We start from the raw sequence: 18,573 nt of genomic DNA, 5'->3' as shown, positions 1-18,573 counted from the left end.
CTGGACAGTTGTTACACCGTGGCGCACCAAGGCGCGGTGTTGTGTACCAGACCCATGTACAGGCCCCAGGCGGAGCTGCCGGCCAGCGCCATGCCGGCCAGTCGGACGCCCCAGGCACCGCTCACCGCTCCACTGCCCATGGCATGGAGCTTGAGCACCAGCCACGGCCCCGCCAACAGGCTGACGCTGGTCCCTACGGCAAAGAGCGCCATGACACCTGCCCCATCGGCCACGCCGTTGGCCATGGCGGCCACCAGCAGGGCCGAATACAGCAGACCGCAAGGCAGCAGCGCCCAACTCACGCCCAATACCAGGGGCGCACCGCGGCCCCAGCGTTGGGTGAAGCTGCGCACCTGTCGCCAGATGCGCCGCCCACCCTCCTCCAGCCACACCGGCTGGCGGCCGTTGAGCAACAGAACCAGGCCAAGCAGGATCGCCGCCACATGAAACAGGGACCAGACAGGCCGCAAGGCTGCCGACTGGATGGTGAGCCATCCCAGGCCCTGCATGGAGGCGGCCGCCAAGGCACCCAGCAGCGCATAGCCGACGATGCGCCCGAGCTGAAAGGTCCACAGGGCGAGGTTGCGGTGCGGCCCTGCGGCCTGGCCAATGCCAGCGCAGGCGGCCCCGCACATGGCTATGCAATGGGGGCCACCGGCCAGCCCCATCAGGAGCGCGGTGGTTGCGAGCGTGGTCTGCATCGGGCGATGCTAAGGGCAAACCAGCCGCCCCAGGGCGGCTTGGGTCATGCCCATCAGATGATCTTGGAGAACTTGGCGCGGGTGCGGTCGGACTGCAGGTACTTGTCGAACACCATGGCCACGCCGCGCACGAAGAACCAGCCCTGTGCGGTGACCTGGATACCTTGCGCATCCACCACCACCAAGCCCTGCTCTTCCAGCAGCTTGAGATCTTCGAGTTCCTTGGCGAAATAGCTCTTGAAGTCGATCAGATGGGCCAGTTCGATCGATTCGAACAGCACGTTGCCCTGGCACATCAAGGCCATGATGACTGCGCGGCGCACCACGTCGTCACGGGTGAGCGCCAGTCCGCGCACCACGGGGAAGCGGCCATGGTTGAGGGCATCGTAGTACTCGTCCAGGGTCTTGGCGTTCTGGCTGTAGGTGGCGCCAATGCGACCGATGCTGGACACACCCAGGGCGATCAGATCGCAGTCGGGCTGGGTGCTATAGCCCTGGAAATTGCGATGCAGACGCCCCTGGCGCTTGGCCACCGCCAAGGCATCGTCCGGCAGTGCAAAGTGGTCCATGCCCACGTACACGTAGCCGGCCGACAGGAAAGCCGCCAGAGAACGCGACAGCATCGAGATCTTGGAGGCTCCGCTGGGGATCTCGACGATGTTGATGCGACGCTGGGGCTTGAAGCGCTCAGGCAAATGGGCGTAAGCGTACAGCGCGATGCGGTCCGGGCGAAGCTGGTTCACCTGCGCCAAGGTGCGCTCGAAGGATTCCGGGGTCTGCTGAGGCAGGCCATAGATCAGATCGACATTGACCGAGGCAAATCCCTTGGCACGCGCAGCCGCCACCAGCGAGAAGACCTGTTCGGCGGGCTGGATGCGGTGTACGGCTTTCTGCACGGCTGGATCAAAGTCCTGCACACCGAAGCTCAGCCGGTTGAACCCGAGCTCGGCCAGGGTATCAAGGCGCTTTTCATCGATGGTACGGGGATCGACTTCGATGGAGTACTCGCCCCCTTCAATGAAATGGAAATTGCGGCGCAGCATGGCCATCAGCGTGCGCAATTCGTCGTCGCTGAGGAAGGTGGGGGAACCGCCGCCGAAATGCAGTTGGCTCACGGTCTGGCCACGGCCAATGCGGTCCACGTGCAGCTCGACCTCCCGCTCCAGGTAACGCAGGTACTCGGTAGCGCGGTCGTGGTGTTTGGTGATGATCTTGTTGCACGCGCAGTAGTAGCACAACGACTCGCAGAAAGGGATGTGCACGTACAGCGATAGCGGCAGGGCCATGGCAGCCGGGCCGCTGCGGCGCTGGGTCAGCGCCTGGGCATATTCTTCGGCCGCGAAGGCCTCGACGAAACGGTCCGCTGTAGGGTACGAGGTATAGCGCGGTCCCGAAATGTCATAGCGACGCAGCAGTTCATCGGACACCGGGGCGGCAATTTCTGCACTCATGAGAACTCCAATTCAACGGTCTCAAATGTGCCTGTTGCACACGGTCTTTGACTTGATGTAGGTCAACGGACGTGCCTGATAGTGGACAATCGGGGACCGGAAATTGGAATCAGCATGACCGCCCACACTTTCAAAGTCGCCTGCTCGAACTGCAACCTGCGCGAGCTCTGCATGCCAGTCGGCCTGAGCGATGCCGAACTGGAACGCATTGACGACCTGGTCGCCAACCGCCGCAAGGTGGCGCGTGGCGAAACCCTGTTCCAGAACGGCGAGCCTTTCGCGAACCTGTATGCCATCCGAACCGGCTTTTTCAAGACCTGCGTAGGCACGGAAGACGGCCGCGACCAGGTGACCGGGTTCCAGATGGCAGGCGAGATCATCGGCCTGGACGGCATCGTCCACGACCGACACACCTGCGACGCGGTGGCCTTGGAGGATGCGGAAGTGTGCGTCATGCCGTTCAGCCGCATCGAAGACCTCTCGCGTGAAGTGACTTCACTGCAGCGGCATGTCCACAAGATCATGAGCCGCGAAATCGTGCGTGAGAACGGTGTACTGATGCTGCTGGGGGGCATGCGGGCGGAAGAGCGCCTCGCCACCTTCCTGCTCAACCTGGTGCAGCGCCTGCATGCCCGGGGGTTCAGCCAGTCCGAGCTGGTGCTGCGCATGACACGCGAGGAAATCGGCAGCTACCTGGGGCTCAAGCTCGAAACCGTCAGCCGCACCTTCTCCAAGTTCTCGGAAGAAGGCATCATCGAGGTCAAGCAGCGCCACGTCCGCATCCTCGACACCCAGGCCCTCAAAGACCTGGTCAATCCGCCCGGCAGCGACGCCTGACCAGGCGCCGCGCCTCAAGGCGGAGAACACCCGGACCTCAGTTCTTCTGGGGTACGCCACCGGTAGTGGCATGGTTACGGCCCTGCACAGCAGGGACCATGGCGTCTTCTGCCGGCGTCGACACGGTGCCGTTGGGTTTGGCGCGCGTTTCCAGTACAGGATCCGGATTCCTGGCTGCAATGAAGAAGGTGGTGATGCTGGCCACGACCACCACCAAGGGGCCACCCAGCACCATCCAGACATAGGGGTTCTTCCAGGCAGGTTGATTCGCGTTGTCGGGTTTGGATTGGGTCATCACAGTGTCCTAAGCGAGAAAAAATAGGGGTGCAACGCCCAAGCGCCGCACCCCTGTCGATTGTAAGGATGGTCCCGTTTAGTTGGACTTGCCCCAGACGTAGGCTGCCAGCACGTGGATCTGGTCCTTGGTGAAGCGATTGCCTTGCGGCGGCATCACGTTGTTCTTGCCTTCGTTGATGCGCTGGATGATGGCCGACTCACCGGCACCATGCAACCAGATGTTGTCGGTCAGGTTCGGAGCACCCAAAGCTTGCATGCCCTTGCCATCGGGGCCGTGGCAGGCGGCACAGGCAGCAAACTTTTCCTTGCCGAGGTTGGCGCGCACAGAGTCATGGGCAGAACCAGACAGGCTCAGAACATAGTTGGCCACGTTCTTCACATCGTCAGCTGAGCCCACAGCGGCGGCCATGGGGGGCATCACGCCATTGCGACCGTTGGTAATGGTTTCGACGATGTTCTCGGGCGCGCCACCGTACAGCCAGTCCTTGTCGGTCAGGTTGGGGTAGCCGATACCGCCCTTGGCATCGGAGCCGTGGCATTGAGCGCAGTTGTTCATGAACAGGCGCTCACCGATGGCCATGGCTTCGGGGTTCTTGGCGACTTCCTCCACCTTCATGGCGGCGAACTTGGCATACAAGGGAGCTTCCTTGGCCATGCCAGCTTCGACTTCCTTCTTGTACTGGTCAGCAGAAGACCAACCGAAGCTGCCAGCATTGGTACCCAGGCCCGGGTACATGTAGAGGTAGCCCACCGCAAACACGATGGTGATGACGAACATCCAGGTCCACCAGCCCGGCAGCGGATTGTTGATTTCCGCCAGCGTGCCTTCGTCCCAGCTATGCCCGGTCGTGCCATCGGCAGCCGTATGCACCTTCATGCGGGCTGACGCCCACAGCACAAACACACAGAACGCGATCGACGCGATCGTGATTCCGGCCACCCACAGCGACCAGAAGTTACTTGTAAAGTCACTCATGTTGACTCCTTATCCGTGAATCATTCTTGCTCGAAAGGCAGGTTTTCCGCTTCGGAAAACTCCGAACTACGCTTGGAAGACCATGCCCACCACACGATGCCGACAAACACGACGAGGCCCACCACCGTGGTGATGGAGCGCAAGGTATTGATATCCATCGTCATGCTCCACCGTGCTTATTTGAGGGCCAGGCCCAGGGACTGCAGGTAAGCCGTCAGCGCTTCCAGCTCGGTCTTGCCCTTGACCTCTTCCGAGGCCGCAGCGATCTGCTCAGCGGTGTAGGGAACACCGACCTTTGCCACCGCAGCCATGTGCTTGGGCAAGGACTCGTGATCCACCTTGTTGTCCTTCAGCCAGGGGTAAGCCGGCATGTTGGACTCAGGCACCACATCACGCGGATTGTTCAGGTGGTCCGCATGCCACTTGTCCGAGTAACGGCCACCGACACGCGCCAGGTCCGGACCTGTGCGCTTGGAGCCCCACTGGAACGGATGGTCGTAGACGAATTCACCAGCGACCGAGTAGTGGCCATAGCGCAGGGTTTCCGCACGGAACGGACGGATCATCTGCGAGTGGCAGTTGTAGCAACCTTCGCGCAGGTAGATGTCACGGCCCGCGAACTGCAATGCGGTCAGGGGCTTGACACCCTCGATGGGCTGGGTCGTCGACTTCTGGAAGAACAGCGGAACGATTTCCACCAGACCACCAGCCAGCAGGGCCAACAGGATCAGGACGATCAGCAGGAAATTGCTGGTCTCGATTTTTGCGTGAAAGGTTTCAGTTTGGGCGTTGTTTGCCATGATCAATCCTTTTAAGCGTGGGCCGCAACGGCAGGGATACTGACGTCATTGGCGCGGCCATTGGTCGCGGTCTTGAGCGAGTTCCAGAGCATGACCACCATGCCACCCAGATACAGCAGACCACCCAGCACGCGAATCACGTAGAAGGGGTAGGAAGCCTTGACCGACTCCACAAAGGTGTAGGTCAGGGTACCGTCGGCGTTGATGGAACGCCACATCAGACCCTGCATCACGCCGGCAATCCACATCGCGGCGATGTACAGCACGATACCGATGGTGGCCATCCAGAAGTGGACTTCCACCGCCTTGGCGCTGTACATCTGCTTCTGGCCGAACAGGCGGGGAATCAGGTAGTACATGGAACCCATGGTCACCAGACCCACCCAACCCAAGGCGCCGGAGTGCACGTGGCCCACGGTCCAATCGGTGTAGTGGCTCAGGGCGTTGACGGTCTTGATGGACATCATGGGACCTTCGAAGGTGGACATGCCATAGAAGGACAGGGACACGATCAGGAAACGCAGCACGGGATCGTCACGCAGCTTGTGCCATGCGCCCGACAGGGTCATGATGCCGTTGATCATGCCGCCCCAGGAGGGAGCCAGCAGGATCAGGGAGAACAGCATGCCGACGGACTGGGTCCAGTCAGGCAGTGCGGTGTAGTGCAGATGGTGAGGACCTGCCCACATGTAGGTGAAGATCAGGGCCCAGAAGTGGACGATGGACAGGCGGTAGCTGTAGACCGGACGGCCAGCAGCCTTGGGCATGAAGTAGTACATCATGCCCAGGAAGCCTGCGGTCAGGAAGAAGCCCACGGCATTGTGGCCATACCACCACTGGATCATGGCATCCTGCACACCGGCGTACACCGAGTAGGACTTCATCCACCCTGCAGGCACTGCCGCACTGTTGACCAGGTGCAGCAGGGCCACGGCGATGATCATCGCGCCCAGGAACCAGTTGGCCACATAGATGTGCTTGACCTTGCGGGTGCCGATGGTGCCGAAGAACACCACGGCAAAGGCCACCCAGACCAGGGTGATCAGGATGTCAATCGGCCACTCCAGCTCGGCATATTCCTTACCGGTAGTGAAACCCAGCGGCAGGGAAATGGCGGCCAGCAGGATGACCAGCTGCCAGCCCCAGAAGGTGAAGGCCGCGAGCTTGTCACCGAAGAGGCGGACTTGGCAGGTGCGCTGGACGATGTAGTAGGCCGTGGCAAACAGACCGCTACCACCGAAAGCGAAGATCACTGCATTGGTATGCAGGGGACGCAGACGACCGTAGGTCAGGAACGGAATGCCGAAATTGAGTTCAGGCCAGGCAAGCTGGGACGCCACAATGACGCCAACCAGCATGCCCACGACCCCCCACACCACCGTCATGATGGCGAACTGTCGTACAACGGTGTCGTTGTAGACAGTAGCTTGTTGATTCTGAAATGCCATATCCACCTCAATGAAATTGATTTGCATCAAATTTGCTTACCAGAAACAAACTTGACAGTTATCAAGTCTACCGTAAAAACCCTACAAAAATTAGGAATCTCTTAATATTCGCTCCCCTTCCACATCGATTTCATCAAATTGCCCACGGTGTATGGCCCACCAGACACCGGCAATGATGAGGTAAACCAGAATCACCGACAGGGGAACCAGAAAATACAGGATCTCCATTACTGGCTCCTTGCCAATTGCGGTAGACGTGACAACCGCAATGCGTTCAGCACCACCAGCAAGGAACTGCTGGCCATGCCAAGCCCTGCAGCCCAAGCCGGGAGATACCCCAGCACGGCCAAAGGGATACAGGCAGCGTTGTAGACCAGGGCCCACAACAGGTTCTGTCCCACGATCCGGCGCGTCTTGCGCGCCAGTACCAGAACTTGCAGCACAGGCAACAAGCTGTCGCCCACCACAACGAAATCCGAACGCGATTGCAGCAACGGCGCGCCATGGGACAGCGCGATGGAGACGTTGGCCCCTGCCAGCACGGGTCCGTCATTGACGCCGTCACCCACCATGGCGACGACACGACCGGTGCCCTGCATGGTGCGCACCAGAGCCAGCTTGCCATCCGGTGTCAGTTCCCCGCGGGCATGCGCCACCTGGAGCTTGGAGGCCATCGCCTGAACCACCACATCGCTGTCCCCCGAGTACAGATGGACATCGACTCCCTGCGCTGCGAGTCCACGCACGGTCTGCAACGCGTCGTCACGCATCTGTTCGGCCAGCGCGAAGGACGCGATCCAGCCATCGTCATCGGACAGGTGCACACGCCCCTGCGCCGAGGCAAGATCCGTCAGTCGGCAAAATGCAGCCGAGCCCAGGCGCAGGTCGCCGCGCGGCAACCAGTGGGCAGCATCGCCATGCACCGAGGTGGCAAGCACGCCCTGCCCAGCCAATTCCTGGGCACCATCGCAGCGGTACCCCTGCGCGCCCCCCTGCCTGGCAGCAGCCACCAGCGCCCGCGATACCGGATGCAGGGAATGGATCGCCAAGGCGGCAGCCAAGGCCAATGCATCAGACTGCGCCAGTCCCGCCCGGCAGCGCACGGCCTCCAACCCCATGGCGGACTCGGTCAGCGTACCGGTCTTGTCGAATACCACGGTATCGACCTGTGCCAGGGTTTCCAGCGCCTGGAGCTGCCGCACCAGCACGCCGGCACGGGCCAAGGCACCGGCCGAGGCCAACATGGCCGCGGGCGTGGCCAAGGAAAGGGCGCAGGGGCAAGTGACGATGAGCACCGCGACCGCCACCATGATGGCGTGGCCAGGGTCACGCCCCCACCAGAACCCGGCGGCTGCCACCGCGGCCAGCAGAACAAATACCAGAAAGGGCTTGGCGAGCCGGTCGGCCAAACGGGCTCGCGCAGGACGGCTGGTAGCCGCCTGTTCCATCAGTTCGACGATCTGTGCATAACGGGTGTCCGCACCCGTTCGCTGCACCCGCACGGTAACCGAGGCACTGAGGTTGAAGCTGCCGGCGACCACGGCATCGCCCTCGCCCCGCTCCAGCGGGTGCGACTCTCCCGTAAGCAGGGCTTCGTCCACCTGGGTATGCCCCCAGGTGATTTGCCCATCGGCCGGAAAGGATTCGCCGGGCTGTACCCGCACCACGTCCCCCACCCTTACCCTGCGTACCGCAACCCGTTCAAACGCCCCGTCCGGGCCTTGGCGCTCGATACTGTCAGGTAGCCGGTTCAGCACGGCTTCCAGCGCTCCGGCGGTACGGTCTCGCAGGCGCAGTTCCAGCCAGCGTCCCGACAGCAGGAAGAACACGAACATGGTGAGCGAGTCGAAGAACACCTCCCGGCCGAAGATTCCCTGCATGTCGAAGGTGCCAGCCGTGCTCACCGCGAACGTGATGCCGATACCCAAGGCCACCGGCAGGTCCATGCTGATGCGCCGATGGCGCAGGTCGGCCCAGGCATTGCGGAAGAAACCACCGCTGGCAAACAGCATGACGGGCAAAGCGATCACCCAGGAGGCCCAGCGCAGCAGCTTTTCCATCTCGGGCGTCAGGTCGCCCGGGGCAGCAATGTAGGCCGGGTAGGCGTACATCATGACCTGCATCATGCACAGGCCGGCCACCATCCATTGCCACAGGGCAGCGCGGGTTTCCAGCGTGCGCCGCTCCAAGCTGAAGGCGTCGTTGGCGGGCACCAGGCAGTAGCCGGCCGACTCGACGCTGCGCATCCAGCGCGACGGCACCGTCTGCTGGGCCGACCACACCACGCGCGCCCGGCCGCTGGCGGCCCCCACCTGCACACCCACCACACCCGGTGTCTCGCGCAGCACGTCCTCGACGCTCAGGGAACAGGCCGTGCAGTGCATGCCCTGCACCAGCACGTTTGATTCCCAATAGCGTGTGTCCTTGGCCCAAGGGCGGCTGAAGCCCGACCATTCATCGGGATCATCCAGCAAACGCAGGTCGCGCTCCGGCACCTGTGCATCGCCGCGCAACCGCTGCGGCACAGATTCATCCATCGGAACCGATTCAGAACTTGACATGGGATAAGGGAAAGTGGCCGCGATTGTGCGTGGAGGCACCACGGAGGAATTTGATTCACATCAAGTATCCCTCACAAGCTTGCCTCTACAGTTTCCTTCGGCAATACTGCCCTAGAGGAGGCACCCCATGTACCAACGCATTCTGGTAACGACCGATGGAACCAAACTATCGAAAAAGGCCGTCGGGCACGCACTGGAGTTGGCCAAGCTGTGCGGCTGCCAACTGGTGGCACTCAAGGTGGTACCGCGCTACCCGCAAAGCTACTTCGAAGGCGGCATCGCCCTGGCCGCCGAGGACATCAGCCGGATCGAAGCGCACTGGGCCCACGAGGGCCAGATGGTGGTGGACGCCATCGCCAAACTTGGCGCCAAAAAAGGGGTGCAGGTCAAGCCACTCACAGTCCGCGGGGACGTGGTCTCCGATGCGGTGCTGGCCACTGTCGACAAACTCGGCTGCGACCTGGTCATCATGGCCTCCCACGGCCGACGAGGCATCAAGCGCTTGCTGCTGGGCAGCGAAACCCAGCAGGTGCTGACCCATTCTGAGGTGCCGGTACTGGTGCTGAAATAGTGCCAAATAGGCCTGTAGCCCGCACGAAGTATGCGTAGACAGCTACAGGTTTCAGAGCGACCTGAACTTGGATAGCACCTCGATATTTAGGGGGGTACGCGCTTCGCCGCGGGAAAAGTAGGCGATCAGGTTATCCGCAGCCAGTTCTGCCATGGCACGGCGGGTCGGAATAGAGGCACTGGCAATGTGCGGCGTCAGCACTGCATTCGGCGCAGCCAGCAATGCCGGATGCACCGCCGGCTCGCCTTCGAACACGTCCAGCCCCGCGGCGGCAATGCGCCGGTGCACCAGGGCTTCAGCCAGGGCCGCGTCGTCCACCACGCCTCCGCGGGCAATGTTGACCAAGGTCGCGGTCGGTTTCATGTGCGCAAGCTCTGCCGCACCGATCAGGTGGTGGGTCTGTGCACTGTAGGGAACGACCAGCATGACATGGTCGGCCTGCGCCAGCAGTTCACCCAACCCCAGCCACTGCGCACCCAGGCCTTGCTCAACCGCGGGTGCGAGGCGCGAACGGTTGTGGTAGATCACCCGCATGCCAAAACCCAGCGCCGCGCGGCGCGCGATGGCTTGGCCGATACGCCCCATGCCCACGATGCCCAGCGTGGTGCCGTGGACATCGGCACCGGCCAGCATGTCGTAGCGCCAGCGCTCCCAGCGGCCGTCACGCAGGAAACGCTCCCCTTCACAGACCCGACGCGCCGTGGCCAGCAGCAAGGCAAACCCAAAGTCCGCCGTGGTTTCAGTCAGCACATCGGGCGCATTGGTCGCCAGCACCCCGGCGGTCGTCATGGCCGGGACATCGAAGTTGTTGTAGCCCACCGTCATGTTGGCGCAGATGCGCAGCCCGGGGCACTGCGCCAGTACCTCGGCGTTGATGGGCTCCACGCCGAAACACATGACCCCATCGAAACCCTGCAGCCGCTGCACCCAGGCTGGTCCGCTCCAGACCTGTCCAGACTGGTTGTCCACCACGTCAAAATGTGCACGCAGGCGCTCCAGCACTTCCTCGAATACGGGCTGGGCCACCAGAATCCGCCGCAAAGGTTGCACTTCAGTAGTCAAACCAAGCTCCCGCCCTTGAGAATACAGGACAAACAGCTATCATATCAATAGCAACTCAACCCAAGGCGGCGATGCCCGCCTTGGCGATCTGGGCGTCTTCGGTCGATTTGACACCGCTCACCCCCACCGCGCCCAGACACTGACCGTCTTTCAGGATCGGCACCCCGCCTTCCAGCATGCCTGCCAGGTCTGGCGCACTGAGAAATGAAGTGCGCCCGCCATTGATCATGTCCTCATAGACCTTGCTTTCACGGCGGCCCATGGCCGCCGTGCGGGCTTTGGCCGGCGCGATATGGGCGGAGATCGGCGCGGCGCCATCCAGGCGCGTAAACCCCAGCATATGGCCACCGTCATCCACGACGGCGATGCTCACAGCCCACTGATTGCGCTGCGCCTCGGCTTGCGCGGCTGCCATGATGGTTTGGACGTCGGCGAATTCCAGGGTGTGCTTGGTCTTCATGGTGAAGTCTCCTGATTTTGTATACAAAACTGCAAGCATAGCGCCTTCGCGCCACCACACCAACGCAGTCCAGGAAAAGACCTTGAACAGCCCCGCACGGCTTCGGGCCTTCACACCGTTCTGGCATGGGACCCTTGTGGATTCGTACAATGTCCTCACCTGTCTTCCATCGCGGCAAGACCGGGATCTCAAAAGGAGTAAATGCAAATGACCGATCGTGTGACCACCATGGGCCAAAGCCTGGGCTATGGCCTCTCGACCGTAGAGCGCAACAAAGTCCTGCGCAACACCTACATGTTGCTGGCCATCAGCATGGTTCCCACCGTTCTGGGCGCCTGGATTGGTGTAGCCACGGGCATCACGCAGTCCATTGGCGGCGTGCTCGGCATGCTCTTTTTCCTTGCTGGAGCCTTTGGCTTTATCTACGCCATCGAAAAGACCAAGAACTCCGCAGCGGGTGTACCGGTGCTTCTGGGCTTCACCTTCTTCATGGGCCTGATGCTCTCTCGCCTGATTGCGTCGGTGCTCGGTTTTAAGAATGGCCCGGAGCTGATCATGACGGCCTTTGGCGGTACTGCCGGCGTGTTCTTTGTGATGGCTAGCCTGTCCACCGTCATCAAGCGCGACCTTTCTGGCATGGGCAAGTGGCTGTTCGTGGGTCTCATCGTGCTGCTTGTCGGCAGCTTGATCAACATGTTTGTCGGCTCTACTGCAGGCATGCTCGCCTTGTCGGTCGCCGCCATCGGCATTTTCAGCGCCTACATGCTGTACGACCTCAAGCAGATCGTGGACGGTGGCGAAACCAACTACATCAGCGCCACCCTGGCCCTGTACCTGGACGTCATCAACGTGTTCCAGAGCCTGCTGGCACTGCTGGGCATCTTCGGCGGCGAGCGCGACTGATCACCGTCTTGTGCGCAAGTGGGGGCCCTTCGGGGCCCTTTTCTTTGCCTAGGCACCGCAGAAGACACTCAATTGCCCGCAAAAATTGCCGAAAATAACTACGAGCCGACTCCAAGTACGCAATGCGACGCACAGCCCTTTTGCTCCTCCCCACCCTGCTACTGACAGGTTGCGTCGAGGAAATCAACAAACTCCTGGAAGACCCCAAGGCCGTCCAGAAGGAAGCCGACGCACGCGCCATCGGCAGTGCATGCCGCTACGGGCTGCGCAGTATCGAGGACTGCTACGTACTCAATCCCAAGGCGTCCAAATCGGCAGTGTTTGCCGGCTGGAAGGAAATGGACCAGTACATGCGGGACAACAAGGTGGAAGGGGTCCCCGCCAAGATTGAAGTCACGCCAGCCGCCACAACGCCACCGGCCCCCAAGGAAGAGGAAATCATCGAGGAGAAGCCGGCCAAGAAAAAGGCCAGCTCCGGTCACTGACGGCGCACAGCCCGGGCGCTCAGAGCGTACGCTCGAACACCGCGATGCTTTCCACGTGGGCGGTGTGGGGGAACATGTTCACCACCCCGGCCGACTTGCACACATAACCGGCCTCGTTCACCAGCACACCCGCATCTCGCGCCAGCGTGGCCGGGTTGCAGCTCACGTAGACGATGCGCGTGGGCGGGACCCAGTCGGGGTGTGGTCCACTGGCAATCTGTGCCGCCAGGGCCTGCACCAGGGCGTAGGCGCCTTCGCGCGGAGGGTCCACCAGCCACTTGTCGGCCCGACTGTCCTGCACCAGCACTTCAGGCGTCATCTCGAACAGGTTGCGCGCTACGAATTTGGTAGTTGCCAGCGCTTGTTGTTCGGGGCGTAGGGCCTGATTGTGCTGGTAATTCTGGCGTGAACGCGCCACCAGCGACTCGGCGCCCTCAACGCCCAGCACCTCGCGCGCCTGGGTGGCCAGCGGCAGTGTGAAATTGCCCAGCCCGCAGAACCAGTCGATCACCCGTTCGGTCTTTTGCACCTGCAGCAGCCCCAGCGCCCGCTGCACCAGCACACGGTTGATGTGCGGGTTCACCTGGGTGAAGTCGGTGGGCTTGAACGGCATGTCGATGCCGAACTGCGGCAGGCTGTAGCCCAGCTGGTCACCGCCTTCGTCCAGCATCGCAACCGTGTCCGGCCCCTTGGGCTGCAACCACCACTGCACACCGGGGTGGGCGGCGGCGAAGTCGCGCAGGCGCTTCAGGTCGGCAGTGGACAAGGGCAGCATATGGCGCAATACCAGGGCCATCACGTCGGGGCCACTTCCTGCGCGGTCGCCCACGGCCAGCTCGATCTGCGGAATGTCTTCCACGGCGTCCATCGACTGGATCAGCGCACGCAACGGCATGAGCAAGGCGCTCACGCCCGGATGCAGTACCTGGCAACTCTTCATGTCGGCGACGTACTGGCTCTTGCGCTCGTGAAATCCGATTAGCACTTCACCCTTCTTGCGCACGAAGCGCACCGAAAGACGGCCACGGTAGCGGTAGCCCCAGGCCGGTCCCTCGATGGGACGCTGGATGTTGTCGGGCTGCACCTTGCCGATGTGGTGCAGGTTGTCTTCCAGAACGCGCTGCTTCACCGCCACCTGGGCGGCCGGGTGCATGTGCTGCATCTTGCAGCCGCCGCAGGACTGTGGCGACAAGCCGAAATGCGGGCAGGCCGGGCGCACCCTCTGGGCCGACTCGCGGTAGATCTGGTTCAGCGTGCCCTTTTCGAAACTGGTCTTGGAGCGGAAGATGGTGGCGCTGACCGCCTCGAACGGCAGCGCACCGTCAATGAACACCACCTTGCCGTCGGCGCGGTGGGCCACGCCCTGCGCTTCCAGGTCCAGCGCCTTTACCAGCAAGGCGTCCGGTGGAAGGCCGCTGTCTTGTTGTTTGTCGATTGCTTCTGTCATGGTGCGATTGTCCCAGACGCTGGGCTTGGTTTTTTGGGGGAACCATGGGGTCGTGCTGGGGCTCGGAGGTTTTGCCTTGCAGGCAGCTTCCTCACTTCCCCCACTCACCCCCCGCCCTCTCGCCCCGCCGGGCGAGAGGGGGCCTGAACAGCCACATTTGGCCGCGTGTGCAAACGAAGGGTGTGCACGTGCCGATTGGCGTTGAGGCAGGATTTTCATGCCAAATTGGCCTGTAGCCATCGTACATATTGCGCAGTAAGCTACCAAATATGTAGCAACAATAGTCTTTTCAGCTTGCACATCGCCCACACGGCTTTCACGCGTGCACTTCCCTTGTTTACCGTGACTGCCAAATGTGGCTGTTCGGCTCCCCTTTCCACCCTGGCGAGGGTGGAAAGGGGCTGGGGGATAGGGGGTGGAAGTGAGGAAGCCGCCTGCAAGGCAACACCTCCGAACCATGCCAACGCCCCATGGTTCCCAAAAAATCCATTTCATTACATCAATTTTGCATTTTTAAAATAATTATGTAATATTCAAACAATGCTCGACCACCCGCTCTACCGCCGCGACCCCATGTCACCGCAGTCCCTGGTATTGGAACTGCTGCTGGCCGAAGGCGATGGCGCCGTACCGGTGGCGCACCTGCTGGCCGCCGCCGCCCTGTTCGGCATCAGCGAAAACCATATCCGAGTGACGCTGGCCCGGCTCACGGCCACTGATATGGCGCGTTCCCCCCGGCGCGGTCAGTACCAGCTCGGCAGCGCCAGCCAGAATCTGGCGGCCGACGTGGCACAGTGGCGCCAGGCCCGCCAGCGCCTGCGGCCATGGAGTGGCGACTTCGTGGCGGTCTACAGCCCGCAGCCCCTGCCCGCCGACAAGACCGCCCAGCGCCAGCACGCTCGCGCCCTGCACCTTCTGGGCTTTGCTCCTTGGGGAGCGGGCCTGCACCTGCGCCCCGACAACCTGGAGCCTAGCCTTTCGGCCCTGCGCCAGCGCCTGCTGGCCGTGGGCCTACATGCCGGCGCCAGCGTGTTCTGCACCCGTGATTTCAGCCCCACCGATCAGCAGTCGATGGCCCAGCTCTGGGACGGCGACGCGCTCAACCGCGGCTACCAGGCCTCGGAGACGCAGTTGGCACAGTGGCTGGAACGCACCCCCACGCTGGATCTGGGCCAGGCCGCCCGCGAAAGCCTGGTGCTGGGCGGTGCGGCCATCCGCCAGCTCATTTTTGACCCCTTGCTGCCCGCGCCCTTGGTGGACGAGGCCGCACGCAACCGCTTCATGGACGCCGCCATCGCCTTCGATGCACGTGGCCGCGCCATCTGGCGGGAATTTTTCGCCGCAGTGGCCCGCAGTGGCCGCGCCCCTTCATCCACACCCGCCCTGGAGACGACACCATGAACGCCATCACCGAGCCCGCACTGCACAGCCGCTACTTGGCCCAAACCCACGAGGTCATCAATGTCGGCACCGAACTTGGCGACTACAACATGTACCTGCAGGACCGGGCCCTGCAGGAGGCCGTGGCGCGCGAAGGTGCGGCCTGGGCGCAGGACGAGCTGGTGCGCTTCGGCGAACTCACCGGCTCGGCCGCCTACCTGGAACAGGGCACCCTGGCCAACAAGCACCTGCCGGAGTTCGACACCCACGACCGCTTTGGCAACCGCGTGGACCTGGTGAAGTTCCACCCGGCCTACCACCAGCTCATGGACACCGCCATCCGCAATGGTTTGCACTCCTCACCATGGAGCCAGCCGCGCGCCGGTGCCCATGTCGCCCGCGCCGCCCACACCTACATGCAGAGCCAGGTAGAAGCCGGGCACGGCTGCCCCATCACCATGACTTTTGCTGCCGTGCCCACCCTGCGCCTGCAGCCGGACCTGGCAGCGGTGTGGGAACCCAAGATCACCGCCCGCGTCTACGACCCGCGCAACCTGCCGGTGGAGCAGAAACAGGGCGTGACCATCGGCATGGCCATGACCGAAAAGCAAGGTGGCTCCGACGTGCAGGCCAACACCACGCGCGCCTACCCCGTGGGCCAGGGCGGCCCCGGCCAGCTGTACGAACTGGTGGGCCACAAGTTCTTTGTATCGGCCCCCATGTGCGACGCCTTCCTGGTGCTGGCGCACACCGACAAGGGCCTGTCCTGCTTCCTGCTGCCGCGCTGGCGCCCGGACGGCAGCAAGAACCCCATGCAGGTGCTGCGCCTGAAGAAGAAGATGGGCAATGCCTCCAACGCATCGTCGGAAACCGAACTGCGCGGCGCACTGGCCTGGATGGTGGGCGAAGAAGGCCGCGGCGTGCGCAACATCATTGAAATGGTGGCCATGACGCGCTTTGACTGCATGGTAGGCTCCAGCGCGGGCATGCGCATGGCGGTGTCGCAGGCTCTGCACCACTGCTCCATCCGCAGTGCCTTTGGTGCCAAGCTCAACCAGCAACCGCTGATGCAGAACGTGCTGGCCGACCTGGCGCTGGAAAGCGAAGCGGCGCTCACGCTGACCATGCGCGTGGCCCGCGCCCTGGACCAGCGGAGCACAAGCGAACACGAGGACCTGCTGGTGCGCCTGGTGACGGCCGTGGGCAAATACTGGATCTGCAAGCGCACGCCGCAGCATGCCTACGAGAGCATGGAATGCATCGGTGGCAGCGGCGTCATGGAAGACAGCATGTTCCCGCGCCTGTACCGCGAAGCGCCGGTCAACGCCATCTGGGAAGGCAGCGGCAACATCCAGTGCCTGGACGTTCTACGCGCTATGGGCAAGACCCCCGCCGTGGTGGATGCCTACTTTGCCGAACTGGCGATGAGCCGCGGCGCCAACGCCACGCTGGACGCCCAGGTGGCCGCACTGCAGCGCGAGTTTGCCGACCTTTCCGACCTGCAGTACCGGGCCCGCCACGTGGTGGAAAAGATGGCCGTCACGCTGCAGGCTTCGCTGCTGGTGCGCCACGCCCCGGGCTTCGTGGCCGACGCCTTTGTGGCCGCGCGCCTGGGCGACAAGGTGGACACCCAGTACGGCACCCTGCCACGCGGCGTTGATGTGGCTGGGATCATTGCGCGGGCTACGCCGCGTATGGGGTGATCGATACGAGGCTGGGTTCACCGGCCTTTGGCCGCCCCCAAGACGCTACCAACTTAATAGCTATCCACGCAATATACACGCGGACTGGCGGCCAATTTGAGGAAAAGCTGCGGCCTGCGTCAGGCTACCAGGTCGGCTTGGACTGTCCGGACCAGAGCTCGTTGAGGTCGGAAAATTTCCACTTCATCGGGTCCTCGCGGCTGACGATCTTGTCGTTGGAATTGGGCAGGGACAGATCGACCACCTCGGGCAGGATGCGCATGTTCGACTTGGTCGAAAAGAACACCTTGACGCGCGGTGTCGTCAGCGATTTGGCCGTCTGTTCCATCACCACCCCCAGGCGCCCCGATTGCAGGCGAACCAAGGAGCCAATCGGATAGATGCCCAGGCTCTTCACGAAAGCCTGGAAGATCTTGGTATCAAAGTGCCCGTTGGCCCATTCCGCCATCTTGCGCAGGGATTCCGCCGGGTCCCATCCCGCCTTGTACGGGCGGTTGGAGGTGATGGCATCGTAGACGTCACACACTGCACCCATCTTGGCAAACAGGCTGATCTCGGCGTCCTTCAGGCCCTTGGGGTATCCCGAGCCGTCGGTCTTTTCATGGTGGTGCAGGCAGACATCCATGATGATGGGATCCACATCCACCCCGGCTTGCAAAAGCTTGTAGCCTTCTTCCGGGTGGGTCTTGATGATCGCGAATTCCTCGTCCGTCAGTTTGCCGGGCTTGTTGAGCACGTCCATCGGCATCTGGGCCTTGCCCAGGTCGTGCATCAGACCTGCCATGCCGGCGGAGCGTGTCTGCTCCTCGTCCAACCCGAGTTGCTTTGCCAGGGCAACCATCATGGCGCAGACCGCCACCGAATGCATGTACGTATAGTCATCGGCCGACTTCAGTCGAGCCAAGCTGATCAACGCCCCCGGGTTGCGGCTGACCGAGTCCGTGATCTCCTCGACAAGTTTCTTGGCGCCACCAGTGTCCACGGTCTTTCCCATGCGCGCCTCTTCAAACATGGAAATGACCGCCCGCTTGGACTGCAGGCAAATCTTGGCGGCACGCTCGATTTCCTCTGCAGTCGACACAGGTGCAATCTCGCGCGCAGCACTGGCCACAGAATTGAGTTCTTCTTCGACCTGCGCATCGCTCTCAGCCTCGGATACTGCCTTTTCGCCTGAAGGCACGTCCAAGCCTTTGCTGCAGTCGATCCAGACTTCCTTGATGCTGCTGGCCAGGATGCTTTGGATGTCCTTGGGATCCGTGATGACAAACCCCGTTCGCCAAAACGGATGCTCCATCCAGGAGCCGCAAAACTCCTTCAGGTGCATTCCAACGGTCAGCTGCTGGACACTGATTTTCTTGAGCATGTACGGAGCGTTGAAAAAAGTATGGTCCTAGTCTGCCCAGTATATCCACTGCCGGCCACAGACTGGCGTCGGGACTACCCTCAATCGGTACAAGTGTTGCACCAAGAAAGGCGGCGCAAAAAAAGGCC

At 62.2% G+C, this 18,573-nt stretch carries 19 protein-coding genes; 6 read left to right on the top strand and 13 right to left on the bottom strand.

Going from position 1 to position 18,573, the window contains the following annotated elements:
- Nucleotides 1–11: 11 nt before the first annotated feature.
- The gene (locus RQP54_RS15445) at nt 12–701 is read right to left on the bottom strand and encodes a sulfite exporter TauE/SafE family protein (protein ID WP_315679278.1); all 690 of its coding nucleotides are present in this window, start codon (nt 699–701) and stop codon (nt 12–14) included.
- Between the two features lie 53 nt (nt 702–754).
- Complete coding sequence (hemN, locus tag RQP54_RS15440; RefSeq protein ID WP_315679277.1) at nt 755–2,152, bottom strand: oxygen-independent coproporphyrinogen III oxidase; 1,398 nt, start codon at nt 2,150–2,152, stop codon at nt 755–757.
- Nucleotides 2,153–2,266: 114 nt separating this feature from the next.
- Here hemN and fnr point away from each other — a divergent pair, with 114 nt between their 5' ends.
- On the top strand, nt 2,267–2,989 hold the full coding sequence (gene fnr / locus RQP54_RS15435) for a fumarate/nitrate reduction transcriptional regulator Fnr (protein WP_315679276.1): 723 nt from the start codon (nt 2,267–2,269) through the stop codon (nt 2,987–2,989).
- A gap of 37 nt (nt 2,990–3,026) precedes the next feature.
- Here the strand turns inward: fnr and RQP54_RS15430 are convergent, their stop codons facing one another.
- From RQP54_RS15430 to RQP54_RS15400, 7 genes are all read right to left on the bottom strand, one after another.
- Nucleotides 3,027–3,284 (bottom strand): hypothetical protein, encoded by a 258-nt coding sequence (locus RQP54_RS15430; RefSeq protein WP_315679275.1) that lies wholly within the window; start codon nt 3,282–3,284, stop codon nt 3,027–3,029.
- 78 nt (nt 3,285–3,362) lie between these two features.
- Nucleotides 3,363–4,262, bottom strand: coding sequence for a cytochrome-c oxidase, cbb3-type subunit III (gene ccoP, locus RQP54_RS15425; RefSeq protein WP_315679274.1), 900 nt, complete (start codon nt 4,260–4,262; stop codon nt 3,363–3,365).
- A 20-nt stretch (nt 4,263–4,282) separates the two neighbouring features.
- Nucleotides 4,283–4,420, bottom strand: coding sequence for a cbb3-type cytochrome c oxidase subunit 3 (locus RQP54_RS15420; protein ID WP_315679273.1), 138 nt, complete (start codon nt 4,418–4,420; stop codon nt 4,283–4,285).
- Nucleotides 4,421–4,438: 18 nt separating this feature from the next.
- A complete protein-coding gene (gene ccoO, locus RQP54_RS15415; protein WP_315679272.1) occupies nt 4,439–5,062 on the bottom strand; it encodes a cytochrome-c oxidase, cbb3-type subunit II in 624 nt (207 codons plus the stop codon).
- A gap of 11 nt (nt 5,063–5,073) precedes the next feature.
- Nucleotides 5,074–6,510, bottom strand: coding sequence for a cytochrome-c oxidase, cbb3-type subunit I (gene ccoN / locus RQP54_RS15410; protein ID WP_315679271.1), 1,437 nt, complete (start codon nt 6,508–6,510; stop codon nt 5,074–5,076).
- Nucleotides 6,511–6,600: 90 nt separating this feature from the next.
- The gene (gene ccoS, locus RQP54_RS15405) at nt 6,601–6,738 is read right to left on the bottom strand and encodes a cbb3-type cytochrome oxidase assembly protein CcoS (RefSeq protein WP_315679270.1); all 138 of its coding nucleotides are present in this window, start codon (nt 6,736–6,738) and stop codon (nt 6,601–6,603) included.
- Complete coding sequence (locus RQP54_RS15400) at nt 6,738–9,071, bottom strand: cation-translocating P-type ATPase (RefSeq protein WP_315679269.1); 2,334 nt, start codon at nt 9,069–9,071, stop codon at nt 6,738–6,740. The genes ccoS and RQP54_RS15400 overlap by 1 nt, the downstream gene beginning before the upstream one ends.
- 127 nt (nt 9,072–9,198) lie before the next feature.
- Between RQP54_RS15400 and RQP54_RS15395 the strand changes: the two genes are divergently transcribed.
- On the top strand, nt 9,199–9,642 hold the full coding sequence (locus RQP54_RS15395; protein ID WP_315679268.1) for a universal stress protein: 444 nt from the start codon (nt 9,199–9,201) through the stop codon (nt 9,640–9,642).
- Nucleotides 9,643–9,693: 51 nt separating this feature from the next.
- Here the strand turns inward: RQP54_RS15395 and RQP54_RS15390 are convergent, their stop codons facing one another.
- Both RQP54_RS15390 and RQP54_RS15385 read right to left on the bottom strand, forming a co-directional pair.
- The gene (locus tag RQP54_RS15390; protein ID WP_315679267.1) at nt 9,694–10,704 is read right to left on the bottom strand and encodes a D-glycerate dehydrogenase; all 1,011 of its coding nucleotides are present in this window, start codon (nt 10,702–10,704) and stop codon (nt 9,694–9,696) included.
- A 55-nt stretch (nt 10,705–10,759) separates the two neighbouring features.
- Complete coding sequence (locus RQP54_RS15385; protein ID WP_315679266.1) at nt 10,760–11,164, bottom strand: heme-binding protein; 405 nt, start codon at nt 11,162–11,164, stop codon at nt 10,760–10,762.
- A gap of 207 nt (nt 11,165–11,371) precedes the next feature.
- Here RQP54_RS15385 and RQP54_RS15380 point away from each other — a divergent pair, with 207 nt between their 5' ends.
- Nucleotides 11,372–12,067: a Bax inhibitor-1/YccA family protein gene (locus tag RQP54_RS15380; RefSeq protein WP_315679265.1), complete on the top strand. Its 696-nt coding sequence runs from the start codon at nt 11,372–11,374 to the stop codon at nt 12,065–12,067.
- Nucleotides 12,068–12,189: 122 nt separating this feature from the next.
- On the top strand, nt 12,190–12,552 hold the full coding sequence (locus RQP54_RS15375) for a hypothetical protein (protein WP_315679264.1): 363 nt from the start codon (nt 12,190–12,192) through the stop codon (nt 12,550–12,552).
- Between the two features lie 19 nt (nt 12,553–12,571).
- On the opposite strand, the gene rlmD is transcribed toward RQP54_RS15375, so the two are convergent.
- The gene (rlmD, locus tag RQP54_RS15370; RefSeq protein WP_315679263.1) at nt 12,572–13,999 is read right to left on the bottom strand and encodes a 23S rRNA (uracil(1939)-C(5))-methyltransferase RlmD; all 1,428 of its coding nucleotides are present in this window, start codon (nt 13,997–13,999) and stop codon (nt 12,572–12,574) included.
- Nucleotides 14,000–14,539: 540 nt separating this feature from the next.
- On the opposite strand from rlmD, the gene RQP54_RS15365 reads away from it, so the two are divergent.
- Entirely contained in the window at nt 14,540–15,400 is an 861-nt protein-coding gene (locus RQP54_RS15365) for a PaaX family transcriptional regulator C-terminal domain-containing protein (protein WP_315679262.1), read from the top strand.
- Entirely contained in the window at nt 15,397–17,082 is a 1,686-nt protein-coding gene (locus RQP54_RS15360; RefSeq protein WP_315679261.1) for an acyl-CoA dehydrogenase family protein, read from the top strand. Before RQP54_RS15365 ends, RQP54_RS15360 begins: the two co-directional genes overlap by 4 nt.
- Nucleotides 17,083–17,206: 124 nt before the next feature.
- Here RQP54_RS15360 and RQP54_RS15355 read toward each other — a convergent pair whose 3' ends face one another.
- Entirely contained in the window at nt 17,207–18,445 is a 1,239-nt protein-coding gene (locus tag RQP54_RS15355; RefSeq protein ID WP_315679260.1) for an HD-GYP domain-containing protein, read from the bottom strand.
- Nucleotides 18,446–18,573 lie beyond the last annotated feature (128 nt).

This window comes from Curvibacter sp. APW13, from assembly GCF_032337135.1.
In the GTDB taxonomy this organism is placed as follows: Bacteria; Pseudomonadota; Gammaproteobacteria; order Burkholderiales; family Burkholderiaceae_C; genus Allorhodoferax.
This window is presented reverse-complemented; position numbering and strand designations above follow the sequence as displayed.